Source organism: Nannocystis exedens, from assembly GCF_002343915.1.
Taxonomy (GTDB): Bacteria; Myxococcota_A; Polyangia; order Nannocystales; family Nannocystaceae; genus Nannocystis; species Nannocystis exedens.
Map to the genome: position 1 here is coordinate 6,467,042 of NZ_NETK01000001.1, position 23,812 is coordinate 6,490,853.

Sequence of the window (23,812 nt, forward strand, 5' to 3'; positions counted from 1 at the left end):
TCGAGCGACGCGCGGCTGCGGTGGGCGATGCGGTGCGTGCGGAGAGGCGAGGTGTCAGGAAGTGTTTCGTGCGCGCCGGTACGCCGACGATGGCCGGGACCTTCTTGTTCTCGCTCGAGGCGGCGCCGAAGGAGGACAACCCCGGCTGCCCGACGGTGCCGGCGTTCATGACGTGGGAGCTGATCGTCAACGAGTGACGAGGGGCGCCTCCGCTGCCGGACCGCGCGGGTCCGGCAGCGCCACCGTCGCGGGGCCCGGTGGCCATTGTGTGGAGTGCGTGACCGTTCGCTCGCGGCGCGGAGCGAGTTCGAGCGAGCGCGCGCGACGGGCGAAATTTTTCGCCGGAGGTCGCGCTCGCACCGGGGCGCGCCGAATGAGTTTGCAGCAACGACCCGAGCTCGATCGCCGACTCGCGACGGGCGCGACGGGAGCGCCGGCCTCCGCGATCTTCGACGGCTCGCCGGACGCTGCACGATCTGCTTACCATCCTGCCGCATGAATCTTTGTTCTTGGGGTGGAAGGGGCGCGTTCGCGGCGATGCTCGTCGCCGCTGGATGCGGGGACAGCGGCGGCGCGGCGACGACCGAGACGATGACCGAGCCGGAGACGACGCAGGCGACGACCAGCGGCGGCAGCACGAGCGAGCCGGCGCCGACGACCGGCGCGCCGACGACGAGCGAGACCAGCGACGGCACCGGCAGCGCGAGCGAGGTGACGACGGGCACCGACGGCACGACGACCACGAGCACGACCGAGGCGGCGACGACCGAGGCGGCGACGACCGAGGCGGAGACGACCGAGCCGGGCACGAGCACCGGCCCGGCGCCGATCTGCGGCGACGGCAACGTCGACGACGGCGAGGCCTGCGACGCCGGCCCGGACAACGCGGACGACGGCGCGTGCACGCTGGCCTGCGCCGAGGCGGTGTGCGGCGACGGGCTCGTGCAGGCGGGCGTCGAGGCGTGCGACGACGGCGACGCGATCGACGACGACGAATGTACCAACGCCTGCGCGCTGGCGAGCTGCGGCGACGGCAAGCTGCAGCGCGGCGAGGAGTGCGACGACGGCAACCTGGACGACAGCGACGCGTGCCTCGGCACCTGCCTGCCGGCGACCTGCGGCGACGGTCACGTGCAGGCGGGCGTCGAGGCGTGCGACGACAACAACCAGGACGACACCGACGCCTGCCTCACCAGCTGCTCGGCGGCCAGCTGCGGCGACGGGCACGTGCAGGCGGGCGTCGAGGCGTGCGACGACGGCAACGACGAGCAGACCGACGCCTGCCTCGACGACTGCACCGCGGCGAAGTGCGGCGACGGGCACGTGCAGGCGGGCGTCGAGGCGTGCGACGACGGCAACGCCGAGGACGGCGACGCCTGCCTCACGGACTGCACCGCGGCGAAGTGCGGCGACGGCGTGCTGCACGTCGGCGTCGAGGCGTGCGACGACGGCAACATGGTCGACGGCGACGGCTGCACCAGCGTCTGCATTGTGCCTCAGACCTGCGAAGATCTGCACGCCGCGCTGCCGCTGCTGCCGAGCGACGTGTACACGATCGACCCCGACGGCGTCGGCGGCCAGCCGGGCTTCCCCGTGTTCTGCGACATGGTCACCGCCGGCGGCGGCTGGACCCTGCTCGAGCGCAGCCCGTTCGGCGCGCAGACGATCGGCAAGGCGCTTTACAACGACGTCCCGGTCAACGCGGCCGACCCCGCCGACGCCCGCCACCGCCTCACCAAGGCGACGATGACGGTGCTGCGCGACCTGTCGACCGACATGCGCATCGACTGCCGCGGGAGCGATTATCTGCTGACCGCGGCGACCAACCTGTTCAACGGGCAGGGCGGGCCGAACAGCTGCTTCAACTGGACGCAGGTGCTGTACAAGGAGGCCAGCCTCAAGGGCAACTTCGTGCAGAACAAGACGATCTGCACCTGGCACGTCGGCACCTCCGAGGGCTGCGCCGGGGCGTGGCACATCGACGAGGTCGCGCAGAACCAGTACGGCTGCGGCCTGAACAACTACCCGTGGAAGGGCGCGGCGGTGGTCTCGCCCTCGGCCGACACGTTCGCCAGCGACCCCAACACCATCGACGCGGTGGGCCCGGTCCACGACTGCCACAAGGCGGGCGCGGCCCGCTGGGTGATGGTGCGCTGAATCGGTGACATGTCCTGAGGGACAGGCGGTGTTCGACGCGCGTCTGTCCCGCGGGGCATGTCGGAGCATTGCCGCGCCAGCCGGCAAGGCGGGGCGACGCGAGCGGGGCTTACGCGAGCAGCAGCGGCAGCTTGCGCACGCCGGTCATGTTCGGGCTGGGGATGAACTGCGGCGGCTCGTCGGGGTCGGTGCGCAGCTCGGGGAAGCGATCGAGCAGGATGTCGAGCGCGACGCGGCCTTCGAGCCGGGCCAGCGGGGCGCCGAGGCAGAAGTGGATCCCGCGGCCGAAGGCGACGTGCGGGTTCGGGTCGCGGGTCGGGTCGAACTCGTCGGGGCGAGCGAACTGCCGCTCGTCGCGGTTGGCCGCCGCGATCCACACCATCAGCACCTTGTCGGCGGGGATCCGCTCGCCGCCGAGCTCGGTCTCGACCGTGGTCGCGCGGCCGATCGCCGCGAACGGGCTGAGGAAGCGCAGCGACTCCTCGATCGCCCCCGGCAGCGTCCGGCGATCGGCGCGGACGCGGGCCATGTGCTCGGGATGCGCGTCGAGGCACAGCACGGTGTTGCCGAGCAGCATCGTCGTCGTGATGTGACCGGCGAGCAGCAGGATGTTGGCGAAATTGACCACCTCGGTGGTGGTGAGGCGCTCGCCGTCGACCTCGGCCTGGACCAGCTTCGTCAGCAGGTCCTCGCGCGGCCGCTGCAGCCGCTCCTTGGCGTGGCCCTCGAGGTAATCGAGGAGGTGCTGCCGCTGCTCGAACGCGACGTCCATCGCCCGGTCCTGCTCCGCGCTCTGCTTCACCAGCGAGAACTGGCCGGAGTACTCGAGCATCTTGTCGACCCATTGCTTGAACAGGTGGCGGTCGCTGCTCGGCACCCCGAGCAGCTCGGCGATCACGATCACCGGCAGCGGGTAGGCCAGGTCGGCCACCAGCTCCATGCGCCCGCGCTGCGCCGCGACGTCGAGCAGCTCGTGCGTGAGCGCGGCGATCCGCGGCTCGAGGTCGGCGACGACCTTCGGCGTGAACGCCTCGCTGACGAGCCGGCGCAGCTTCCTGTGGTCCGGCTCGTCCATCTGCACGAGGTTGCCCTCGCGCAGGTCCTTGCCGCGGCGCACGATGCTCTCGGGCATGACGCGCAGGGTGTCGGACGAGAAGGTGGCGGGGTTGCCCAGGATGTGAACGGTCTCGGGGTAGCCGTACACGTTCCACATGCCGGTGGCCGGATCGAAAGCCACGGGCCGCTCCGGTCGTTGCCCGCGCAGCCAGAATTGTTGGGGGTTGATGCCCCACGTATCAGCGACATTCGTCATGGTAGCCTTCCTTCGTAGATCCACGCGCGACTGCTGGCGAGGAATGCCTCGAGCTGGGCCGCGAGCTGGGCCGCCGCGTCGGCGACGACCGCCGGATCGGGCGCGCCGGCCGGCTCGAACGCGTGCCGGACGACGTGCGCGAGCGCGTCGGCCTTGGCCGCCGCGGCGAAATGGGTGGCCTCGCGGTCGAGGTTCTCGAGCAGGAAAAAACCGAGGATCGCGGACCGGATCGCGTAGTCGAGCTGCGGGACGTCGCCGCGCAAGAGCCCGCGCTCGATCATCATCCGCGAATATTGCTGGCCGGATTGGGCCTTGAGCCGGCGCAGCGGCCCCTGGCCGAGCTTGCCGAGCAGCTCGGTGTCGCCGGTCAAGAGCGCGAACATCACCGGCCGCCGCATCGCCGCGAGGAACGACGAACGTATGAATCGGTGCGGCAGCACTTCCATCGGATCGGCGCGCAGCAGGGCCAGCAGCTCCTCCGTCAGCTCGAGCGAGGTCCGGATCACCAGCGCGGTGAACAGCTGCTCCTTGCTGCGCCAGTGCAGATAGACGGTGCCCTTGCCGACATCGGCCTGCTTCGCGACGTCGTCGATCGTCACCTTGCGATAGCCGAGCCGCAGGAGCAGCTCCCCGGCGGCATCGAGAATGCGGTCTGCGCGAGTGGCGCTGTCCTGGGGGCGGTCGGTCACCTCGAGAGCTCTCCTCTGGGTCTCGTGACCGGATTTCGAATCCGGTCAACAAGTCAAAGAACCATGGCACCCCGCCTGCGGCCTCGCAACAAAACTTTTAAAAAATTCGGCCGCGGACGCGCGGCAGATGCGCTAGCGCGATACCGCGCAGAGCGGCTGAGGGGACGGTACGGCACGCCATGCGCGGTGCGCCGAGGTCATCGGGTCGCCATGCGGCGGATGTCACCGGCCCGAATCATAACAGCTCAGCCGCCGAGGTGGCGCACGTCGACGGTGACCATGAGCATGAAGATCGCCAGCAGCACTGCCGCCATCAGCGCGACCAGGCGGGTCGCTGGGGCTTCACGCAGCAGGTGCATGAACACGGCGGCGACCAGCGCGGCCTTGATCGCGGCGATCGTCAACGCCAGGCCGACGTGCACCGCCGGGGGGAGCTCGAGGAACGCGAGGCCGACCGTCGTGGCGGTGAGGATCAGCAATGCCGACAGCACCACGAGCGCGGCGCCGACGCTCGGGGCGGGGGAGCTGCCATCCCGATGATTCATGCGGGCCTCCCCGCGAGGTACAGCGCCGGGAACAGGAACAGCCACACGATGTCGACGAAGTGCCAGTAGAGGCCGACCGCCATGACCGGCGAGCCGCGCAGGTCCTCGGCCGTCGTGCGCCATGCGACGATGACGAGCCAGCCGAGCGCGACGAGGCCGCCGAGCACGTGCAGCGCGTGGAAGCCGGTCAGCACGAAGTAGAGGCCGAAGAAGGTCGAGAGGCCGGGGCCGGGGCCGAGCTCGTCGGCGAGGTCGACGATCGGCGACTCGCCGCGCGCGACGTGGTGCGCGTACTCCCAGCCCTTCATCGCCAGGAACGCGGCCCCGAGCGCCGTCGTCGCCAGCAAGGACGACAGCAGCTTCCCGCGCATGCGCACGAACGCGAAGCGGACCGCCAGCGCCATGGTAAAACTGCTGAGCAGCAGCGCGACGGTCATCGCCGTCGCCAGGCGCCAGTCGAGGCGCGGGGCGAAGGCCGCGAACAGCTCGGGGTGGCGCACGCGCAGGTGGGTGTAGAACACGAACAGCACGCCGAAGAACAGCACCTCCTGGCCGAGGAACGCCCACATGCCGAGCGCGACCGCGTCGCGCTGGTGGGCCGGGTCGGCGAACGGCTCGCGCACCGCCTCGGACATCGCCGGCGCGATGCGGGCGGGCCGCGGCGCGCGCTCAGACATCGCCGGCTCCGATGAAGGTGGGTTGCGGCGCGCGTGGATAATCGTAGGGGTCCTCCGTGACGACCGGTGCTTTATTGAAATTGTGGGGAGGCGGCGGCGAGCTGGTGCGCCACTCGAGCCCGGTCGCGCCCCACGGGTTGTCGCCGGCGGGTCGGCCGCGGACCAGCGACGCGAGCAAGTAGATGCCCGGCAGCACGTAGCCGACGGCGAGGATCGTCGCTCCGGCGGACGACAGCGCCTGCAAGAATTGATACTCCGGCGGATACGAGGCGGTGCGCCGCGGCAGGCCCTGGGTGCCGAGCACGAATTGCGGCAGGAACGTCAGCAGGAAGCCGATGAACAGGGTGTAGGCGGCGATCCGGCCCCAGCGCTCGGAGTAGAGGCGGCCGGAGATCTTCGGCCACCAGAAGTGCAGGCCGCCGAGGTAGGCCATGAGCATGCCGCCGACCATGATCGTATGAAAATGGGCGACGACGAAGTAGGTGTCGTGGAGGTGGACGTCGACGGCGAGCATCGCCAGCGCGAGGCCGGTGCCGCCGCCGATCGTGAACAGGGCGACGAAGCCGAGCGCGTAGATCATCGGCGTGGTCAGCCAGACCGAGCCGCGGTGCATCGTGCCCAGCCAGCTGAACACCTTGACGCCGCTCGGCACCGCCACCGAAAACGACAGGAACGAGAACACCACGCTGGCGAAGTACGACTGGCCGGCGACGAACATGTGGTGGCCCCACACGAGGAAGCCGAACACGGCGATCGCCAGGCTCGAGGCGGCCACGAACTCGTAGCCGAACGGGCGGTTGCGCGAGAAGCAGGGGATGAGCTCGCTGACGACGCCCATGCCCGGCAAGATCATGATGTAGACGGCCGGGTGCGAGTAGAACCAAAAGAAGTGCTGGAACAGCAGCGGGCTGCCGCCGGCCTCCGGGTCGAAGATGCCGATCGAAAGGCCGCGCTCGATCGCCACCAGCAGCAGCGTCATCGCCAGCACCGGGGTCGCCAGCACCAGGATCAGCGAGGTCGCGTAGTGCGACCACACGAACAGCGGCAGCCGCAGCCAGGTCAGCCCCGGCGCGCGCAGGCGGTGGATCGTGACGATGAAGTTGATGCCGGTGAACACCGACGACAGCCCGGCGAGGAACACCCCGAGCACCGCGAGGACCACGTGCGAGTCGCTGAAGGTGGTCGAATAGGGGGTGTAGAAGGTCCAGCCGGTGTCGAGGCCGCCGGCGACCATCGCCGTCAAGGTGAGCAGGCCGCCGGCGACGAACACGTACCAGCTGGCGAGGTTGAGCCGCGGGAACGCGAGGTCGGGCGCGCCGAGCATCAACGGCAGCAGATAGTTGCCGAGGAAGGTCGGGATCGACGGAATCAAGAAGAAGAACACCATGATCACGCCGTGCAGCGTGAACAGGCGATTGTAGGTCTCGGCGGTGACGAGGTCGGAGGCGGCGGTGGCCAGCTCGACGCGAATGACGGTGGCGAGGAGGCCGCCGAGGGTGAAGAAGAGCGTCATCGTCCCGAGGTAGAGCAGGGCGATCCGCTTGTGATCGGTGGTGGTCAGCCATGACCTCATGGGCTCACCCCCTCGGCGTCGGCGAGCGAGCGGATGTAGGCGACCAGCAAGAGCAGCTCGTCGTCGTCGACGAGGCCGGCGTAGGTCGGCATGACGCCGCCCTGGTAGTCGGCGACGACGTCGGCGTCGGGCCGGAGGATGCTGCGGCGGATGTAGTCGTCGTCGGCGATGACGCTGCTGCCGTCGCGCAGGGCCACGGGGCGGCCGTAGAGGCCCTCCAGCGGCGGGGCGCGGCGGCGCCGGTGGGACTCGTGGCAGGCGCCGCAGTCGAGCCGCTGAAACAGCGCCCGGCCGGCGGCCGCCAGCGGCGGGCGCGAATCGTCGCCCTGCGCCAGCCACCGGTCATAGGCGTGCGGCTCCATCACCACGACGTCGGCGCGCATGACCGCGTGCTCGGTGCCGCAGTACTCGGCGCACGCGAGCGCGTAGGTGCCCGGCGCGGTGGCGCGGAACCAGGCGGTGCGCAGCCAGCCGGGTACGACGTCGTGCTTGAGGCGAAAGGCCGGGACGTAGAAGCTGTGAATGACGTCCTCGCTGGCGAGGTGGAGGCGGACGACGCGCCCGGCGGGGACGTGCAATTGCGAGAGCTCGCGGCGGCCGTTCGGGTGGTGAAAGGACCACATCCACCGCTTGGCAGTGACGGCGACGTCGAGCGCGTCGGCGTCGGCGGGCACTCGCTCGATGCGGTCGAAGAAGGCGGCGCCGACCGTGAACAGCCCGAGGAACACGGTCGCCGTCAGCGCGCACCAGCCGAGCTCGGTCCGCCAAATGGTGGCAGGGTCGTGGCCGCGACCGGTGAGGTTGCCGGGCCGCCGACGATAACGGACGACGATGTAGACCATCGCCGCGACGACGCCGAGGCTGACGACGCCGATCACCGCGAACACGAGGAAGACCGCGACGTCGACGGCGCCGCTGGTGGCGCTGGCGGCCGCGGGCAGCAGCTCGAAGGGGATGCCGAGGATCATCGCAGCGTCCTCGCGGTGACGGGTCGCGGCGGGTCGCGGCGGGTCGGGAAGCCGCGCGCGAGCGAGAGCTCGACGGCCCGCGCGACGGGGATCCGCGCGACCCCGTTGCGCGGATCGAGCCACTCCCAGGCGGCGGCGCGCGCGGCCCACTCGGCCTCGGCGGTGGCTCGCAATTGCCGGAGCGCGTCGGTCGGCACCGCGCCCTCGGTGCCCTCGCCCGGCGCCGGGCCGAACACCCGCGCGGCCAGGCCGGCGACGCTGAAGCCGCCGATCAAGAGTCCGCCGACGATCGCGCCGGCGACCCGCAAGCCGCGGCGATGGTCGGCGAGATCTTCGCGCTCGTAGGCACGATCAGCCATGATCGATGTCCTCCTCCGCCACGCCGACGAGCGGCCCGCGCCCGAGCAACGCCACGACGGCGAGCACCCACAATGCGCCGAGGCCGGGCGGCACGGCGAGGTCGAGCCAGCCGAGCGGCAGGGCGCGCGACGGCACGACCAGCCACAGCAATTCGACGGCGTGCATCAAGAGCAGCCATGTGGCCACCGCGGCGAGGCGCGGCAGGGCGCGCTTGATCGGCCGCTGGAGCAGCAGGACGAACGGCACGGCGAAGTGCAGGCCGACCAGCGCCCAGGCGACGCCGCCCCAGTCGCCGTGGATCCGCGGCAGGAACCACCCGACCTCGCGCGGGAGGTCGGCGCCCCACACGAGCAGGAATTGCGTGAAGGCGATGTACGCCCACAGCATCAGGGCGGCGAACAGCAGGGTCCCGAGCTGCTGCGCGCGCTCGGGGACGACGAGCCGGGCGCGGGCGCTGCGGCCGTGGACCAGGGCGACTGCGATCACGACGACGCTCCAGCCGGCCACGGCGTCGCCGGTGGCGAGCGCGAGGCCGAAGGCGCTGGTGCTCATGTCGGGGTCGAGCGAGAGCACCCAGTCGACGGCGGCGATCGTGATGGTGACGAAGAAGACGACGAGCGCGAGCGCGGCCAGCCCCGGCCGCCGCCCCGGCCGCGCGAGCCGCGACGCGAGGGCGCTCCAGGCGACGAGGATGACGACGGCGCGGGCGAGGAAGAAGGACGGATCGAGGTAGGCGGCCTTGGCGGCGCGCAGCGGCCCGGCCTGCAGCCATTCGCGGTCGGTCCACGGGTAGAGGACGTCGAGGTCGAGGGCGATCGGCAGGAACAAGAGCGCGAGCAGGGGGAGCGTGCGCGTCATGGCGGCGAGCAAGGGGCGGACGATGTCGCCCCAGCGGCCGCGCACGAGGTGGTGGATGCACAGGAAGACGAAGGCGCCGAGGGCGACGCCGAGCCACAGCAGCCAGGCGAGCAGCCACGCGTGCAGGAACGCCGGCGAGGCGCGGCCGGCCGCGGCCGCGAGCGCGGTGAGCACGAGGGTGGCGCCGAGCACGAGGGTCATCGATCCGCCTCCACGAGGTGCGCGCGGTCGTCGGCGCCGAGCACCGCGGCCGGCGCGTGCTGGCTCAATTGCAGCACCTGCACCCAGGCGACGATCCGCCAGCGATCGTGGACGTCGATATGGTCATAGTCGGGCATGGTGGCCCGACCGTGGGTGACGACGTCGAACAAATGGCCGACCGGGACGCCCTGCAGCCGCGCGGCGGTGAAGGCGATCGGGGCAGGATAGCCGCGCCGCACGGCGACGCCGTCGCCCGCGCCGAGCCGGCCGTGGCACGGGGTGCAATGAATGGCGTAGCGCTGCTCGCCGCGCGCGAGGTCGGCCCGGGTGATGGTGAACGGATAGGTGCCGACGAACAGGCCGTCGGCGGCGCGGCCCTCCCACAGGTGCCGATCGAGGCGCGCCTGGCCGCGCGGGACCACGCCCGCGGGCAACGTGCGGGCCTCCATGTCGTCGGCGAAGAACGCGGCCGGCTCGAGCGGGTCGAGCCGCGCCTGGTCGCGCATCTCCTGCTCGCAGGCGGCGAGCGCGAGGAGCAGGGCGACGGCGTCAGCGCGGGACATCGTGGACCTCCAGCGGGGCGAGCGACGCGAGGAACGTGCGCACCGCCGGCGCGGCGAACTTGGGGTCGTCGGCGCCGATGAACAGAAAGAAGCGGTCCCGGCTGGCGCGCTCGAACGCGGGCACCGAAAACAATGGGTGGTGCAGGCGCGGCAGGCCGTTGCGTATGAACATGGCGAACACGGTGGCGAGCGCGGCGGCGAGGATGGTGACCTCGAAGGTCGGGACGATGAACGCCGGGGCGGCGAAGGGCCGCCGACCGCCGATGTCGAGCTGCCAGTCGATCGCGTGGACCCACCCCTGAAACAGGAACATCGCCGCGCCGCCGAGCAGGCCGGCGACGAAGGTGACCCGCGAAAGCCGCGAACGAAACGCCAGCGCCTCGGCCACGCCGGCGACCGGGTAGGGGCTGAACACGTCGAGGGCGACGTAGCCGGCGCGCCGGGCCGCGCGCGTGGCGGCGAGGACGTCGCCCGCGCCGACGAACTCGGCCAAAAGGCCGCGCAGGCCGCTCATGCGCCCCTCCGGGGGCGATCGGCGACGAGCTCGCGCAGCTCGTACAGGGCGATCGCCGGGACGAAGCGGAGGAACAGCAGCATGAAGAAGGCGAAGAAGCCGAGGGTGCCGACCAGCGTGAGCCAGTCCCAGAAGGTCGGCCAGTAGTCGCCGCCGGTCGTGGGCAAGAGGCCGTGCTCGAGCGAGCTGATGACGATGAGCCAGCGCTCGAGCCACATGCCGAGGTTGACGGCGATCGACAGCCCGAACAGCCAGGCGGTGCTGCGCCGCGCGCCCCGCCACCACAGCGACTGCGGGAGGACCACGTTGAGGCCGACGATCAGCCAGAACAGCGGGGCGGAGCGGCCGTGGAGGTGGCTGGCGACGAGCTCGCGCTCGTGCGGGTCGCCGCTGTACCAGCCGAAGAACAGCTCGGCGGCGTAGCCGTAGGCGACGACCAGGCCGGCGGTGAGCATGAGCCGGGCGCAGTAGTCGAGGTGGCGCGCGGTGACGAATGATTGCAAGCCGAGCCACGCGCGCACGGGGATCAGCAAGGTCAGCACCATGGCGAAGCCGCTGAAGATCGCGCCGGCCACGAAATAGGGCGGGAACACGGTGGTGTGCCAGCCGGGCAATTGCGCGACCGCGAAGTCGAAGCTGACGATGGTGTGGACCGAGACGACGAGGGTGGTGGCGAGGCCGGCGAGCAACAAATAGGCGGTCTGGTGGCGCTCCCAGTGGCGCGCCGAGCCGCGCCAGCCGAGCGCGAACAGGCCGTAGACGCGCGCGCGCAGGCCGGTCGAGCGGTCGCGCATGGTGGCGAGGTCGGGGACCAGGCCGACGTACCAGAACATCAACGAGACGGTGCCGTAGGTGGCGATGGCGAAGAAGTCCCACACCAGCGGGCTGAGGAATTGCGGCCAGTAGCCGTAGGTGTTGGGATAGGGGAGGAGCCAGTAGAAGAGCTCGGGCCGGCCGAGGTGGAGGAGCGGGTACATGCCGGCGCAGGCGATCGCAAACAGGGTCATCGCCTCGGCGAAGCGGTTGATCGAGCGCCGCCACGGCTGCTCGGCGAGCAGGAGGATCGCGCTGATCAGCGTGCCGGCGTGGGCGATGCCGACCCACCAGACGAAGCTGGTGATGGCGATGCCCCAGTAGACCGGCGTGTCGACGCCCCAGATCCCGACGTACCACCAGAACACGCCGAACACGGCGAGGGCCAGAGCGAGCACGCCGAGGCCGGCCAGCGCGGCCGCGACGAGCCAGCTCCGCCGCGTCCGCGGCGATCGCACGGCGCCGGCGACGAGGTCGTCGACGGCGGCGAGGTCGGGCTCGCCGTCGACCCATCGCCCGGTTCGATCGATGCGGCGGATCACGTCAATCCTCCTCGGGCGGCGCCGCGGCGCGCAGGGCAGGGTTGGGGTGGACCAGGCGCGCGAGGTAGCTGGTCCGCGGGCGGGTGCCGAGCTCGGGCAAGAGCGCGTAGGCGCGGCCGTCCCGGCGCAGGGCGACCACCGGATCGTCGGGCTGCGCGAGGTCGCCGAACTCGATCGCCCGCGATGGGCAGGCGCCCTGGCAGGCGGTGACGACGGCGCCGGGATGCATGGTTCGGCCCTCGCGGTGCGCGGCGATCTCGGCGCCGCGGATCCGCTGCACACAATACGTACACTTCTCCATGACCCCGCGCGTCCGCACGGTGACGTCGGGGTTGCGCTGGAGGGGGAGGGTGACGACGTCGCGGGCGGCGTAGGCGAAGAAGTTGAAGCGCCGGACCTTGTAGGGGCAATTGTTGGCGCAGTACCGCGTGCCGAAGCAGCGGTTGTAGGTCATGTCGTTGAGGCCGTCGTGGCTGTGCTGGGTGGCGCCGGTGGGGCACACGACCTCGCACGGGGCGTGCTCGCATTGCATGCAGGGCACCGGCTGGAACCGCCAGCGCGGGCCCTCGCCGCGGTCGTCGGCGTAGGTGTCGATGCGGATCCAGTGCAGCGTCCGGTCGCGCGCGGCCTCGACCGGGCCGACGCTGGGGATGTTGTTCTCGGCCTGGCAGGCGACCACGCAGGCGTTGCAGCCGATGCAGGCGTTGAGGTCGATCGCCATGGCCCACGCGTGTTCGTCGTAGGCGCGGGTCGGGTGCAGCGAGGCGGGGCGCAGCCCGGGCGGGGGCAGGCGGGCCGGCTCGCCGCGGCGCGACCAGCGAGCGTGCTCGTCGCCGTGCTCGTGCTCGCCGCCGCGGTGACGATCGACGATGAGCTGCCCGGCCCGCGCGAGCGGCTCGGCGACGACCGCCGCCGACCACGGGGCGCCGGCGCTGCGCAGGCGATAGGCGTCGAAGCCGGGGCCGGCCGCGGGGGCGCGGCGGCCGTGCCCGAGGTGGACGGTGATCTGGTCGGGCGGGTGACCGGCGAGGACGAAGACCGCGGCGTCGAGGCTGCGGTCGCCGACGCGCAGGCGCACGCAGGCGTCGTGCTCGAGGCCGCGGGCGCGCGCGGTCTCGGGGGCGACGAAGGCGGCGTTGCCCCACATGAGGCGGGTGATCGGCCGCGGCAGCTCCTGCAACCACGGGTCGAGCGAATAGCGGCCGTCCCAGGCGGCGGGGTCGGGGCGGAAGGCGAGCGCGAGGTCCGGGGAGGAGATGTCCGAGGGGACATGTTCGGAGAGCAATGTCGCCAGGACGTCGCCGCGGATCGCGGTGGACACGGCGGTCGCCGGCGAGGGCAGGCGGCCGTCGTGGATCGCGGCGCGCCACCACTGGGCGAGGTCGGCGGCGGCTGGGGCGCGGTCGCTCCATGTCCTTTCGAGCAGGTCGCGCCCGCGCGCGGGGTCGTCGACGAGCGCGGCCAGCAGCTCGGGCGCGCTGAGGCCGTCGTACAGCGGGCGGATGGTCGGCTGCGACAGGGTGACCTCGCCGTCGTCGGCGGCGGCGTCGGCCCAGGCCTCGAGCGGGTGCGCCAGCGGCAGGTGCCAGCGGCAGCGCTCGCCGGTCTCGTCGCGCCAGAGGCCGAGGTGGGCGGTGAACGGGACGGCGGCCAGAGCGTCGGCGAAGCCGAGGTCGGCCGGGGCGGTGAACACGGGGTTGTCGTCGAGGATCAGCAGCGCGTCGAGCTCGCGCCGCGCGATCGCGGTGACGAGCGCCGGCAGCGAGTGCTCGGGGCCGTCGGGCTGGCGCTCGAGCCGCTCGGTGTAGACGACGGTGCGGCCGGCGGCGCCGAGCAAATGATTGGCCGCGTGGGCCATGGCGTGGACCTGCGGCGGCTGGTGCGGGCCGGCGACGACGAGGCCGGTCGGGCCGGCGGACTTGAGGTCGGCGACCGCGGTGGCGAGCCACGGGTCGTCGACGGCGTCGCCGAGGACGCCGCGCAGGACGTCGCGGGCGAGGCGGGGAAGATCGCCGACGCGGGCGGCGAGGCGGTGATCGGCGGCGGCGCCGGTGAGGCCGGGGAAGCTCTCGATCGCGTACAGCCGCAGCGCCTCGGCGGAGGCGAGCTCGGCCCGCCGACGCTGCGCGAGCGCGCGAGCGTGGCGCAAGCGGCCGGGGTCGGTGAACAGGAAATCGTCGTCGAGGCTCAGCACCACGCGGGCGCGGTCGAGGCGGTAGTGACAGGCGAGCGGGCCGCCGAACAGCCGCCGCAGACCGGCGTGGAGGTCGTCGCGGCCGACCGGGCTCCACGCGAACCACCGCAGGCCGGGGCAGCGCTCGGCGAGGCGGGCGACGCCGCCCTCGAGCATGCGCGAGGTGGTCGGCCCGGTCAGCAGCGCGACGCGGCGACCGCCGCCGAACCAACCCCGGGCCTCGCGCAAGAACGCCGGCCAGCTGCTCGGCTCGTGACCGCGGCGCACGCCGGTCGAGCGCCGCGGGTCGTACAGCTCGCGCACCATGGCCTGACCGAAAGGACATGTCGCGCCGAGGCTGGCGCGGTGCTCGGGGTGGCCCTCAATCTTGGTCGGGCGGCCCTCGTGGGTCTCGACGAGGATCCCGTAGGCGTAGGCGTCGCGGGTGAAGGCGGAGGCGAAGAACAACGGGACGCCGGGGACGACGTACTCGGGCTGGCGCGCGTAAGGGACGATCCGCTCCGGGGGGTCGCGGTCGAGGCAGCCGCCGAGGCCGGCGGCGGCCAGGCCGGCGCTCATGCGCTGCAAGAAGGCGCGGCGACCGAGGACGTCGGGGTCGCTCATCGATGGCACTCCGAGCAGCTGACGTGGGCATCGACGTCGGGAGCCGGCGGAGCCGACGAATCGGGCCGCCAGCCCATGACGAACACGGCCTCGGCCGGCCGGAGGTGCGGGGCCGGGTCGCGGTGGCAATCGAGGCACCACTTCATCGACAGGTCGGCGAATCGCCGGACTCGCGGCATCCGGTCGACGCGGCCGTGGCAGGTCTCGCAGCCGACGCCGGCGTGGACGTGAATGCCGTGATCGAAGTAGACGAAGTCGGGCAGGTCGTGGACGCGCCGCCAGCGGATCGGTCGGTCCTCGGCCCAGCTGTCGCGCACGGGCGCGAGCAGCGGGGCGTCGGCGAACAGGTGCGCGTGGCAATGCATGCAGGTCTCGGTCGCGGGGACGCCGGCGAAGGCGGCCCGCTCGACGGTCTCGTGGCAATAGCGGCAGTCGAGGCCGAGGCCGCCGACGTGGTGGTCGTGGCTGAACGGGACCGGCTGCGCGAGCGGTTCGCCGACGCCGGTGCTCCAGTCGGAGCGCGACAGGGCGTAGCCGACGACGCCCGCCAGCGTGAGGCCGACCAAAAGGCCCCACAGGACCAGGCGGACGCGGCGGTCCGCGGATGGGCGAAAGAGCTGGGCCACGGTGCTCCCGGCGCTGCGACGGTCACGCTCGTTTGCGAGCGGTGTCTGCTATGCCGGCGATCGCCCGCGCCGCAAGCGATCGCGGGGCGCGGGGGGCCGACGCCCGCCGGGGCGGTCGATCTCGCCGGTGAGGGCCGCCAATGGCATGACCCACGTCACCGCGGCGAGACGACCCGCGGGGCACCCGCCGCCCGCGTCGCTCGGCCGATCGCTGCTGCGGGCGAGCGGCGAAAAGCCGTACCCTCGGCGGGCATGCACCGCGACCAGGCGCCGTACCGCGAGCTGTACCAGGCGATCCTCGAGTACGACGGATCGGGCCTGGCCGAGGACGTGGTGCTGCCGTGGGCGCGGGCGCACGAGGAAGAGCGGCGGTGGTTCGCCGCGCTGGCGACGGCGCGGACCCCTGCGGTGCCGGCGATGCCGATCGAGGACTGCTGGCGACTCTACGCGATGTCGCGGATCTGCGACCTGTTGCGCCTGGGCTTCGCGCGCCGGCCGGGGTACGAGGCCCGCTGGACGATCGCGGTGCCGCCGGCGGCCTACGAAGAATTCATGGCCGCGTTCGAGTTCCAGCCGATCGCCGAGCCGCGCTTTCACCCGTTCTTCCACGAGATCGTGCTCGTCGATCAGGACGCCGACGACGACGCGCCGCCGCGACTCCTCGCAGCGCAGTGGCCGGGGCACACGCTCGGATCGCTGCTGTTCGCGCGCGCCGGGGTCCGCGTGGCGGCGGGCCGCCGGCATCTCGTGAAAGAATTCGCCGAGGGGTCGACGCTGTACTGGGCGTACGCGCGCGACAATCGCCCGGCGGAAGATCTGTCGCACGGCTGGGGCGGCAATTCGCAGTGGCGCACCCGGTTCCGCCGCGACTACGCGATCGCCGGCGAATTTTTTTACAACGTCGACGCGACGTCCGGGCCGCCCGACGAGGAGGACGACCTGACGCCGGACGAGTGGCTCGAGCTGGTGCGGCACCGCTGCTTCGTCCGCTGCGCCAAGCCGCACGGCGATCGCTTGCCGTACGATCGCCGGCACCGCGAGCCGCGGCCCTGAGCTGCGGTGATCGGATCAACCAGTCGAGCGCCGACGCGACTCGGGGCGCACGCGCTCGTCGACGTCGACCGCGCCGCAGGCGGACAGCAGGCGGGCCACGTTGTCGGCGTCGATCTCCCGCGTGCGCACGGTGACGACCGCGCCGCCGCGGTTGAACGCCTCGGAATACTTGCGCGCCTCGGCCTCGGGGATGCCGATCTTCACCAGCGCCGGCCCGAGCCAGTCGGGCTGGTCGATGTCCTCGGCGCCGACCGTGCCGAGGGCGCCGAGGATCGGGCCGGCCGCGAGCACGGGGCCGGCGTAGGGCACGGCGAACGCGGCCAGGCCGACCAGCGTACTGAGCGCACCGGCGGCGATCTGGCCGACGTGCGCCGGGGCCTCGTGCAGGGTGGCGAGATCGTTGGCGACCACGCTGATGTCGCTGCGGTCGTACTTGCGCAGGAGTAGAGCGTCGACCGCGTACTTGGCGTCGGCTGCCGTATCGAACAGCGCGATCACCGTCTTCATGCCTATGGGGGTCATTGCGCCGACCTTTCGTGGGAGTGTGAACACTGTATGCAGCAAATCGGCGGCGCGGGCGAACTCGACGCGCGGAGCCGGCACTGCGGGCCGGATCGAGGCTTTGCGGCGAGCTCGACGGTGAAGCCCTCGCGGTCCGCGCTGCTCGCATTCACGGTCGGGCTCGCTATGTGCATCGGCCTCGGCCGTACGACGGGGGCGCCGTCCAGCGGGCGCGTCCGTTCGCTACCGCTCGGACTCTTCGGACTCTTCGGCTCGGAATCGTCGTAGAAGCCCGGCTGAGCCTCCTCGGCGTTTGAGAGCAGCACGTCGAGGCGGGCGCGTTGCCGCAGCGCGTAGTGCGGGAACATCGACTCGACGTCGTCGAGCACCGCGATCCGTGCGTCGGCCGCGACCTCCGAGTCGTGCAGAGAGTCGAACGTGCGAATGATCTGCCCGAAGCCCTCCGAATCGTCGCTGACGACGAAGACCTCGACTGCTTCGGCGGGACCGGAGAGACAGGTGACGACGAGGTCGTCCTCGACCAGGCCGTCATCCTTGTAGGCCTGCTCGCGCCATGGGTCGCTGGCCGGGTCGGCGGCGTAGCGCTCGAGGTAGGCCGCCCTTGCGGCGTCGGCGAGCGAGGCCGTGGAGAAGACGCCGAGGAGCACGTGGGCTGCGGTGTAGGCGGAGATCCGGCGCACCAACAAGAACCTGTCGAGGGTCGGACCGGTCGGCGGCGCGAGGTCGGGCGTGAAGCCGGGGGCGTACGCGGGGTCGAAAACCTTGATCGCGCGCCATGACTCGATTCCGGTGTCCTCGTCGCGCTCGAACAGCAGGCGGGCCCCGCCTCTCACCTGCAGCACGCGGCGGTTCTGCCGGTCGCGGCCGGCGACGAACGGCACCTGCTCGGCGACGAGGCGGTCGACGACCTCGTCCCGATCGGGGGCCCCCGGGCCGCCGAGGACCCAGGCCTCGAGCTCGCGCCCCGGGCCGGCCTCGAGGTCACCGAGGCTGTCGAGAGCGAGGGTGTCGGCCACGTCGCCGTTGAAGAAGATCTCGAAGCTGCCGTAGCGCCAGACCTTGAGGTCGTCGAGCGCGTCCACGCGCTGCCCGTCGGGCAAGCCGAGGCGCGCGCGGATGCTGTCGCGGTCGTCGCCGGCGCGCACTCCGGCGAGCTGACCCTCGACGACGAGGGCGCGGATCGAGAACACGGGCGACATCGGGCGCGAGGTTAACACGCCGCAGGCACGCGAACGGGCCTGTCACGCTCGCCGCGGTGACTGCTAGGATCGCGGGCGATGTACGCCGGCTTCCTCGACCTGACCTGCCCGCTCCACTGGACCGTCGACGGGGCGCTGTCGGCGGACGAGTGCGCGGCGTACGTGGCGAGGATGCGCGCCGGCCAGGCCGAGGTGGCGCCGATCGTCGGCCCCGGCGGCGGGCCGGTGATCGAGCCGGAGACGCGCAACAACACGCGGGTGATGTGGGACGACGCCGACGAGGCGAACGGCTTGCTCGAGCGGGTGCGCGACCACGTGCCGGCGCGGCTGTCGGGGCAGGTGCTGGCCGGCGCGAACCCTCGCTTGCGGCTCTACCGCTACGGCCCGGGCGAGCGCCACGGAGCCCACTGGGACACGATCGTCGAGCTGGCCGACGGGGTGCGGAGCCTGCTGACGCTGGTGTTTTATCTCAACGACGGCTTCGAGGGCGGCGCGACCGACTTCGTCGAGCTCGGCGCCTGCGTGACGCCCCGGGTCGGCCGCGCGCTGCTGTTCCAGCACCGCGTGATGCACCGAGCCTGCGAGGTCACCCGCGGCGAGAAGTTCGTGCTCCGCACCGACGTGCTGTACCGCCCGGCGGACTGAGATACTTTTAAACAGGAAGCGCATGCGGCGTGAAGGGCATGTTCTTAAGGTCATGCCCTTTCGAGCATGTTCTTGAAAATATGTCTGAACGGACATGAAGATGTCGCGGCCGGCGCCGCGCCGCGGGCCGAGCCGGGCGGCCGCGCCTCGCCGGGTCCCGCCTCCGCGCCTCGGGACGAGGTTGCGCGGCGCTCGCTTCGGGCCATAGATCGGCCCGGCCATGGCGCAGGCGAACAGCGGGCGCGGGTTCGATGCGGCCCACCTCGCGGACGTCGCGGTCATCGCCGACGCCGAGCTCGTGCGGCTGCGGCAGGCGGCGCGCGTGACCCTCACCGCGATCGTCGCCGCCGCGCTGCTGCACCGGCTCGCCGGGGCGGTCGGCCAGCCGACCAGCGTGGCGCTGGTCGGCATCAACGTGGCGATGATGGGGGTGGCGATCGTCAACGACCCGACGCCGCGGGCCCAGCGGATCACCACGGCCCTGGTGCCGCCGGTGGCCTGCGCGGCGCTGCTGCTCGGCACGCTGGTCCACGGCCTGCCGTGGCTGCGCGACGGGCTGTTCCTGGCGATCGCGTTCGTCGCGGTGCTGGTGCGCCGGTTCGGCCCGCGCGGGCTGGCGCTGGGGATGATCGGGTTCCTCGCCTACTTCTTCGCCCTGTTCTTCCGCGCCGACCTGACCCGCCTGCCGCTGATGCTGACGAGCGTGTGCATCGCCACGACGCTGGCCTACGTGGCCCGCTTCTGGGTCGTGCGCGAGCGGCCGGAGACGCGGCTGCGGCTGCGGCTGGCGGCGCTGCGGCGGACGGTGGCGGTGGCGCTGCACCAGCTGGCGGCGATCGTCGCCGAGGGCCGCGAGACGCCGCGCCGGGTGCTGGCGCTGCGCCGCACGCTGGGGACGATCAACGAGTCGGCGCTGGCGATCGACGAGCAGATCGATCGCGTCGATCCGGCGAGCGCGACGGCGGCGGCGCTGCGCGAGCAGGTGTTCGCGCTCGAGCTGGCGCTGCAGGAGGTGGCGGCGGCGGCGATGCCGACGATCGCGCTGGCTCCCCCGGCGCGCCAGGCGATCGCGGCGGCGCTGCTGGCGGCCCGCAGCGCCGTGCGCTCCGGCGAGCAGGCGGCCGCGCGCGAGGCGATCGCGGCGCTGACGAAGGCGACCCGCGGCGCCTGCGTGCTCGAGCGAGCGCTGCGCTCGCTGCTCTGCGCGCTGCGGCTCGACGCGCAGCTGCCGACGGCCCGCGCCGGCGCGCGCGAGCCGGAGCCGGCCGCGACCGGCACCACGCCGACGTGGCGCTGGTCGCTGCGCCTGGCCGCCCAGGCGACGCTGGCGACCGCGCTCGCGCTGGTGGCCGGCCACGCGGTCGCCAGCTCGCGCGCCTACTGGGCGGTGATGGCCGCGTTCATGGTGTTCAACCGCGCCAACACCCGCGGCGCGATGCTGGCGCGCGCCTGGCAGCGGATGATCGGCACCCTCGTCGGCGTGCTCGTCGGCCTGCTGGTGGCCCACGCGATCCAGGGCCTCGTCGCGCTCGAACTGGTGGTGCTGTTCACATGCATGTTCATCGCCTATTACACGCTGCAGTTCTCCTACGCGTGGATGGTGGCGGCGTTCACGACGCTGCTCGCGGTGCTCTACAATTTGCTCGGGATGTTCTCGGACGAGCTGCTGTACCTGCGCGTGGTCGAGACGCTGGTCGGCGTGCTGGTCGGCGCGGGCGTGGCGATGCTGGTGTTCCCGGTGTCGACGCGCGGGACGATCCGCGCCCACATGACCGACGCGCTGCGCCTGCTCGCCGACGACCTCGCGGTCACGTACACGCTGCCGGGCCCCGAACGCGCCGACCGACGCGCGGCCGCGCGGGCGCTCGACCGCAAGCTGCGAGACGTGCGGAGCGAGGTCCAGGGGGCCGCCGGCGGGGTGCCGCTGCCTTCCACCCGCGAGACGCGGCGGCTGTTCTTCGCGTTCGCGGCGGTGTGCTTCCACGCGCGCCCGCTGCTGATGTTCGACCCGCGCGCGCTCGAGGAGGCGGCCGTGCAGCGCGCCCACGCGGTCGCCCTCCGCCTGGCCGACCGCGCCCGCGAGCTCGCCGAGGCGCTCGCCGCCGGCAGACCACCGTGCTCGCCGCGGGTGGTCGAGCGCGCCGATTCGTCGGACCCCGCCCTGCGCGGGCTGGCCCGCCTCGACCGCGCGCTGTCGACGTTCGCGCGGGTGGCTCGCGAGACGCGCGCGCCGCGGCCCGGCCACGTGCGGCCGGGTTGAGGTGCGTCCATTTCAGGAGTCACGACGATCACGCGCCGAGCTCACGGCGACGCGAGCCGCCGCGCCGGCATTTTCGAGCTCGCGCCGGCGGCGCTCGGCTTCAGCGCAGCGTCCGCGGGTCGAGCACGCGCAGGCCGGAGCGGGCCGGGCCGGCGATCACCTCGCCCAGGCGGTCGAAGCGCGAGCCGTGGCACGGGCAGTCCCACGTCTTCTCCAGGTGGTTCCACGACACGGAGCCCAAAAGGTGCGTGCAGGCGGCGGAGCAGGCGTGGATCTCGCCGCTCTCGTCGCGGTAGACGGCGACCCGCGACAGGCCCGAGCGGAGGATCGCGCCGGTGCCGGGGGCGACCTCGTCGATCGAGCGGATTTCGCCGGGCCGCAGCCAATCGGCGTACTGCGCGGCGACGTTGGCGTTCTCGCGCAGGAACTCGCCGCCGGCCTTCAGCGGCTTCCGCCGCGGGTCGTAGAGGTGCGACCACTCGCTCTCGCCGTCGCAGATCTGCGAGCACAGCATCATCGCCGCGATCGTGCTGTGCGTCATGCCCATGCCGGAGTCACCGGTGGCGATGTAGACATTGGCGGCGCCGGCCGGATCGGGGCCGATGTGCGCCAGGCCGTCGAGCGTCTCGAACACCTGGCCCGACCAGCGGTACAGCCGCTCCTGCGCCGCCGGCACGCGCGCGCGGGTCCACGCCTCCAGGGCCTCGAAGCGGCGCTCACCGTCGTCGGCCTGGCCGGTCTTGTGATCCTCGCCGCCGACGATCAAAACGTCGCCCTTGCCGTCGCTGCCCGGCTGCAGGCGGACGTAATGATAGGGGTCGATGGTGTCCCAGTAGAGCCCCGTGGGCACGACGCCGGCGGGGATCCGCAGGCCGATCGCGTAGGTGGTGTAGGGCGCCTGCTTGCTGTGGATGGCGAAGCGGTCGCAGATCGGCGAGCAGGTGGCGACGATGGCGGCCTTGCTGCGCACGCGACGGCCGCGTTCGGTGGTCGTCACGACCACGTCGCCGCCGGCGACGTCCTCGACGCGGGTGTCGCCGAAGATCGCGGCGCCGCTGCGCTTCAGCGCGGCGCACAGGCCGGCGAGGTACTTCAGCGGGTGGAACTGGGCCTGGTCGGGGAAGCGCAGGCAGGGCCGGCGGAACACCGGGTCCTCGTCCATCGCCTGCACCCCGTGCCAGCCGAACGCGTGGACCGTCTCGAGCTCCTCGCGGAGGATGTCCGGGTCCTGGTCGGGGGCCAGCCACAGGTAGCCGTCGCAGCGCTGGAAGTCGCAGTCGATGTTTTCGTCGCGGGCGATCGCCTCGATGCAATCGATGGCGGTCGCGTGGCTCTCCCACGCCAGGCGCGCGGCGTCGAGGCCGTGCACCCGGGCGAGCTCGCTGAAGCGGTCGTCGATCGCGCTGGCCAGGTGCGCGGTGGTCCGGCCGGTGTTGCCGCGGCCCGGCTGCTGACTGTCGAGCACGACGACGCGCCGGCCCGCGCGGACCAGCCGCAGCGCCGCCGTCAGGCCGACGAGGCCCGCGCCGACGATGCACACGTCGGTCTCCATGTCTTGCGTCAGCGGGCCGAAGCTCGGCGTGTCGCAGGTGGCCTGCCACACCGAGGTCGTAGCTTCTACGGGATGTTCGAGCGCCATGCCGAATATGTTGGCGAACGCGCGCGAAGGTCAAGGACGATCCGCCGCACGATCATCACGCGGCGCCGCGCTGCTGGCCGAGGATGTACTCCCATACGCGGTCGCGCTCGGTCTCGAAGGCGGCGCCGAGCCGCTGGGCCTCGTGCGGATCGAGGACGCGCCTGGCCAGCGGGAACAGCTCGCCCTCTTCCTCGTCGACGTGGTGCCCGACCATGTCGGCCAGCACGCGCGCCCGCGCGGCCCAGTTGTCGTCGCGCGGCGACATCGCGACCAGCTCGCCCAGCAGGTTCTCGACCTGCTTGTGCTCCTCCAGGCTGACGCGGACCTTCTCGGCCGTGCGCTCGTCCTCCTGCAGGCGCAGGTAGAACACGGCCTCCTCGGCGCGCGAGTGCGGCACGAGCTTGAGCCGCACCCGCGCCAGCAGCTCGGCGGCGAGCTTGCCCTTCGCCGCCAGGAGCTCGTGGAACAGCTCGTCGATCTCCTCGTGTTCACGCGCCAGGAGCTCGTAGATCTCGGGCCGATGCATGGTGCGCTCCTCCGCTGATCTTCGCTTCGCGCTCACTTCGGCGCGGTGACCGGCTGGGTGTCGCCGCCGCGGAGGCGAATCACGCCGCAGGCGATCCGCGCCCCCGAGTTGCCGGCCGGCTGCGAGGTGTAGTCGTCGGGGGCCGCGTGGACCAGCACCGAGCGGCCGAGGATCCCCCGCGGACCGGTGTCGAGGGTGAAGCCCTCGAGCTTCATGTCGAGCGTGGTCTGCTTGCCGCTGCCGGCGCCGGCCAGGTTGCCGAGGTCGCCGGCGTGGTGGCGCGGGGCCTTCGGCGCGCCGTGGTCGGTCTTGTCCGGGTTGAAGTGCTCGCCGGCCGACATGCCGTCGGGCGCCGAGCAGTCGCCGAACTCGTGGATGTGGAACCCGTGGTCGCCGGTCTGGAGGCCGTTGACCCGCGCCTCGACGTGGACTTCGCCGTTCTTCTTGGTGAAGGTGACGGTCCCGTCGACGGCGCTCGCGCCGAGCGGAGCGAGCTCGGCGACGGCCACGACCTCGTCGGACTTCGACGAGCCGCAGCCCGTCGGGCCGGCGAGGACGAGCGAGACGATGGAGAGGAGCGAGGCTCTCGCGAAATCGTGAGACATGATTCACCTGAGGCCGAGGCAAGGGGGAATCGATGCACCGTCGAGGCCGGACGGCCCCGGGACGGCGAGTGACGCCGGCAACTATGATCACGCGCCCGGCCCCGGCTCGCGGCGCCCTACCGACCCGAGGCACCGACGCCCCGTTTCCCGGCGGTTCGCCGGCCGGGA

Annotated in this window: 23 protein-coding genes; 5 read left to right on the plus strand and 18 right to left on the minus strand. The window is 72.2% G+C overall.

The window, feature by feature from the left end; translation table 11 throughout:
* Positions 1-68: 68 nt before the first annotated feature.
* Together NAEX_RS53915 and NAEX_RS25435 are read left to right on the plus strand one after the other, a co-directional pair.
* Positions 69-197 (plus strand): hypothetical protein, encoded by a 129-nt coding sequence (locus tag NAEX_RS53915; protein ID WP_256254023.1) that lies wholly within the window; start codon positions 69-71, stop codon positions 195-197.
* Between the two features lie 298 nt (positions 198-495).
* Entirely contained in the window at positions 496-2,157 is a 1,662-nt protein-coding gene (locus tag NAEX_RS25435; RefSeq protein ID WP_096330073.1) for a fibrinogen-like YCDxxxxGGGW domain-containing protein, read from the plus strand.
* A 109-nt stretch (positions 2,158-2,266) separates the two neighbouring features.
* On the opposite strand, the gene NAEX_RS25440 is transcribed toward NAEX_RS25435, so the two are convergent.
* From NAEX_RS25440 to NAEX_RS25500, 13 genes are all read right to left on the minus strand, one after another.
* On the minus strand, positions 2,267-3,469 hold the full coding sequence (locus NAEX_RS25440) for a cytochrome P450 (protein ID WP_096330074.1): 1,203 nt from the start codon (positions 3,467-3,469) through the stop codon (positions 2,267-2,269).
* Positions 3,466-4,158 (minus strand): TetR/AcrR family transcriptional regulator, encoded by a 693-nt coding sequence (locus NAEX_RS25445; protein ID WP_096330075.1) that lies wholly within the window; start codon positions 4,156-4,158, stop codon positions 3,466-3,468. Before NAEX_RS25445 ends, NAEX_RS25440 begins: the two co-directional genes overlap by 4 nt.
* A gap of 245 nt (positions 4,159-4,403) precedes the next feature.
* The gene (locus tag NAEX_RS25450; RefSeq protein WP_170136003.1) at positions 4,404-4,703 is read right to left on the minus strand and encodes a cytochrome C oxidase subunit IV family protein; all 300 of its coding nucleotides are present in this window, start codon (positions 4,701-4,703) and stop codon (positions 4,404-4,406) included.
* Positions 4,700-5,380, minus strand: a complete 681-nt coding sequence (locus NAEX_RS25455; RefSeq protein ID WP_096330077.1) for a cytochrome c oxidase subunit 3 — start codon at positions 5,378-5,380, stop codon at positions 4,700-4,702. The genes NAEX_RS25450 and NAEX_RS25455 overlap by 4 nt, the downstream gene beginning before the upstream one ends.
* Positions 5,373-6,953 carry a cytochrome c oxidase subunit I gene (locus NAEX_RS25460; protein WP_096330078.1) on the minus strand — a complete coding sequence of 527 codons (1,581 nt, stop codon included), beginning with the start codon at positions 6,951-6,953 and terminating at the stop codon, positions 5,373-5,375. The genes NAEX_RS25455 and NAEX_RS25460 overlap by 8 nt, the downstream gene beginning before the upstream one ends.
* Complete coding sequence (coxB, locus tag NAEX_RS25465) at positions 6,950-7,921, minus strand: cytochrome c oxidase subunit II (RefSeq protein WP_096330079.1); 972 nt, start codon at positions 7,919-7,921, stop codon at positions 6,950-6,952. The genes NAEX_RS25460 and coxB overlap by 4 nt, the downstream gene beginning before the upstream one ends.
* Entirely contained in the window at positions 7,918-8,280 is a 363-nt protein-coding gene (locus NAEX_RS25470) for a hypothetical protein (RefSeq protein ID WP_096330080.1), read from the minus strand. Before NAEX_RS25470 ends, coxB begins: the two co-directional genes overlap by 4 nt.
* The gene (locus tag NAEX_RS25475; RefSeq protein WP_096330081.1) at positions 8,273-9,340 is read right to left on the minus strand and encodes a hypothetical protein; all 1,068 of its coding nucleotides are present in this window, start codon (positions 9,338-9,340) and stop codon (positions 8,273-8,275) included. The genes NAEX_RS25470 and NAEX_RS25475 overlap by 8 nt, the downstream gene beginning before the upstream one ends.
* Positions 9,337-9,903 carry a c-type cytochrome gene (locus tag NAEX_RS25480; RefSeq protein WP_096330082.1) on the minus strand — a complete coding sequence of 189 codons (567 nt, stop codon included), beginning with the start codon at positions 9,901-9,903 and terminating at the stop codon, positions 9,337-9,339. Before NAEX_RS25480 ends, NAEX_RS25475 begins: the two co-directional genes overlap by 4 nt.
* Positions 9,890-10,417 (minus strand): DUF3341 domain-containing protein, encoded by a 528-nt coding sequence (locus NAEX_RS25485; protein WP_096330083.1) that lies wholly within the window; start codon positions 10,415-10,417, stop codon positions 9,890-9,892. Before NAEX_RS25485 ends, NAEX_RS25480 begins: the two co-directional genes overlap by 14 nt.
* A complete protein-coding gene (nrfD, locus tag NAEX_RS25490; RefSeq protein ID WP_211302473.1) occupies positions 10,414-11,772 on the minus strand; it encodes an NrfD/PsrC family molybdoenzyme membrane anchor subunit in 1,359 nt (452 codons plus the stop codon). Before nrfD ends, NAEX_RS25485 begins: the two co-directional genes overlap by 4 nt.
* A gap of 1 nt (position 11,773) precedes the next feature.
* Positions 11,774-14,569, minus strand: a complete 2,796-nt coding sequence (locus NAEX_RS25495; RefSeq protein ID WP_211302474.1) for a 4Fe-4S dicluster domain-containing protein — start codon at positions 14,567-14,569, stop codon at positions 11,774-11,776.
* The gene (locus NAEX_RS25500; protein WP_096330084.1) at positions 14,566-15,195 is read right to left on the minus strand and encodes a cytochrome c3 family protein; all 630 of its coding nucleotides are present in this window, start codon (positions 15,193-15,195) and stop codon (positions 14,566-14,568) included. Before NAEX_RS25500 ends, NAEX_RS25495 begins: the two co-directional genes overlap by 4 nt.
* Before the next feature lie 252 nt (positions 15,196-15,447).
* Here NAEX_RS25500 and NAEX_RS25505 point away from each other — a divergent pair, with 252 nt between their 5' ends.
* On the plus strand, positions 15,448-16,248 hold the full coding sequence (locus NAEX_RS25505; protein WP_096330085.1) for a hypothetical protein: 801 nt from the start codon (positions 15,448-15,450) through the stop codon (positions 16,246-16,248).
* A 15-nt stretch (positions 16,249-16,263) separates the two neighbouring features.
* On the opposite strand, the gene NAEX_RS25510 is transcribed toward NAEX_RS25505, so the two are convergent.
* Together NAEX_RS25510 and NAEX_RS25515 are read right to left on the minus strand one after the other, a co-directional pair.
* Positions 16,264-16,770: a hypothetical protein gene (locus tag NAEX_RS25510; protein ID WP_143140279.1), complete on the minus strand. Its 507-nt coding sequence runs from the start codon at positions 16,768-16,770 to the stop codon at positions 16,264-16,266.
* Positions 16,767-17,969 (minus strand): hypothetical protein, encoded by a 1,203-nt coding sequence (locus NAEX_RS25515; protein WP_096330087.1) that lies wholly within the window; start codon positions 17,967-17,969, stop codon positions 16,767-16,769. Before NAEX_RS25515 ends, NAEX_RS25510 begins: the two co-directional genes overlap by 4 nt.
* A gap of 78 nt (positions 17,970-18,047) precedes the next feature.
* Between NAEX_RS25515 and NAEX_RS25520 the strand changes: the two genes are divergently transcribed.
* Both NAEX_RS25520 and NAEX_RS25525 read left to right on the plus strand, forming a co-directional pair.
* Positions 18,048-18,614, plus strand: coding sequence for a prolyl hydroxylase family protein (locus NAEX_RS25520; RefSeq protein ID WP_096330088.1), 567 nt, complete (start codon positions 18,048-18,050; stop codon positions 18,612-18,614).
* Positions 18,615-18,834: 220 nt separating this feature from the next.
* Positions 18,835-20,874, plus strand: a complete 2,040-nt coding sequence (locus tag NAEX_RS25525) for an FUSC family protein (protein ID WP_096330089.1) — start codon at positions 18,835-18,837, stop codon at positions 20,872-20,874.
* Positions 20,875-20,974: 100 nt separating this feature from the next.
* Here the strand turns inward: NAEX_RS25525 and NAEX_RS25530 are convergent, their stop codons facing one another.
* Genes NAEX_RS25530 through NAEX_RS25540 form a run of 3 tightly spaced genes read right to left on the minus strand, consistent with a single transcriptional unit; the run spans position 20,975 to position 23,644 of the window.
* Positions 20,975-22,513 carry an FAD-dependent oxidoreductase gene (locus NAEX_RS25530; RefSeq protein ID WP_096330090.1) on the minus strand — a complete coding sequence of 513 codons (1,539 nt, stop codon included), beginning with the start codon at positions 22,511-22,513 and terminating at the stop codon, positions 20,975-20,977.
* Between the two features lie 55 nt (positions 22,514-22,568).
* Positions 22,569-23,039, minus strand: a complete 471-nt coding sequence (locus NAEX_RS25535) for a hemerythrin domain-containing protein (RefSeq protein ID WP_096330091.1) — start codon at positions 23,037-23,039, stop codon at positions 22,569-22,571.
* Between the two features lie 32 nt (positions 23,040-23,071).
* Positions 23,072-23,644: a superoxide dismutase family protein gene (locus NAEX_RS25540; protein ID WP_096330092.1), complete on the minus strand. Its 573-nt coding sequence runs from the start codon at positions 23,642-23,644 to the stop codon at positions 23,072-23,074.
* Between the last annotated feature and the right edge of the window lie 168 nt (positions 23,645-23,812).

Bases quoted from the DNA above. Each gene is read 5' to 3' on its own strand.
- coxB (WP_096330079.1), bottom strand. From the start codon at position 7,921: ATGATCCTCGGCATCCCCTTCGAGCTGCTGCCCGCGGCCGCCAGCGCC.
- NAEX_RS25520 (WP_096330088.1), top strand. From the start codon at position 18,048: ATGTACGCCGGCTTCCTCGACCTGACCTGCCCGCTCCACTGGACCGTC.
- NAEX_RS25525 (WP_096330089.1), top strand. From the start codon at position 18,835: ATGGCGCAGGCGAACAGCGGGCGCGGGTTCGATGCGGCCCACCTCGCG.
- NAEX_RS25460 (WP_096330078.1), bottom strand. From the start codon at position 6,953: ATGAGGTCATGGCTGACCACCACCGATCACAAGCGGATCGCCCTGCTC.
- NAEX_RS25495 (WP_211302474.1), bottom strand. From the start codon at position 14,569: ATGAGCGACCCCGACGTCCTCGGTCGCCGCGCCTTCTTGCAGCGCATG.
- NAEX_RS25450 (WP_170136003.1), bottom strand. From the start codon at position 4,703: ATGAATCATCGGGATGGCAGCTCCCCCGCCCCGAGCGTCGGCGCCGCG.
- NAEX_RS25475 (WP_096330081.1), bottom strand. From the start codon at position 9,340: ATGACCCTCGTGCTCGGCGCCACCCTCGTGCTCACCGCGCTCGCGGCC.
- NAEX_RS25435 (WP_096330073.1), top strand. From the start codon at position 496: ATGAATCTTTGTTCTTGGGGTGGAAGGGGCGCGTTCGCGGCGATGCTC.
- NAEX_RS25535 (WP_096330091.1), bottom strand. From the start codon at position 23,039: ATGCATCGGCCCGAGATCTACGAGCTCCTGGCGCGTGAACACGAGGAG.
- NAEX_RS25440 (WP_096330074.1), bottom strand. From the start codon at position 3,469: ATGACGAATGTCGCTGATACGTGGGGCATCAACCCCCAACAATTCTGG.
- NAEX_RS25510 (WP_143140279.1), bottom strand. From the start codon at position 16,770: ATGACCCCCATAGGCATGAAGACGGTGATCGCGCTGTTCGATACGGCA.
- NAEX_RS25485 (WP_096330083.1), bottom strand. From the start codon at position 10,417: ATGAGCGGCCTGCGCGGCCTTTTGGCCGAGTTCGTCGGCGCGGGCGAC.
- NAEX_RS25455 (WP_096330077.1), bottom strand. From the start codon at position 5,380: ATGTCTGAGCGCGCGCCGCGGCCCGCCCGCATCGCGCCGGCGATGTCC.
- NAEX_RS25480 (WP_096330082.1), bottom strand. From the start codon at position 9,903: ATGTCCCGCGCTGACGCCGTCGCCCTGCTCCTCGCGCTCGCCGCCTGC.
- NAEX_RS25540 (WP_096330092.1), bottom strand. From the start codon at position 23,644: ATGTCTCACGATTTCGCGAGAGCCTCGCTCCTCTCCATCGTCTCGCTC.
- NAEX_RS25515 (WP_096330087.1), bottom strand. From the start codon at position 17,969: ATGTCGCCCGTGTTCTCGATCCGCGCCCTCGTCGTCGAGGGTCAGCTC.
- NAEX_RS25470 (WP_096330080.1), bottom strand. From the start codon at position 8,280: ATGGCTGATCGTGCCTACGAGCGCGAAGATCTCGCCGACCATCGCCGC.
- NAEX_RS25530 (WP_096330090.1), bottom strand. From the start codon at position 22,513: ATGGCGCTCGAACATCCCGTAGAAGCTACGACCTCGGTGTGGCAGGCC.
- NAEX_RS25505 (WP_096330085.1), top strand. From the start codon at position 15,448: ATGCACCGCGACCAGGCGCCGTACCGCGAGCTGTACCAGGCGATCCTC.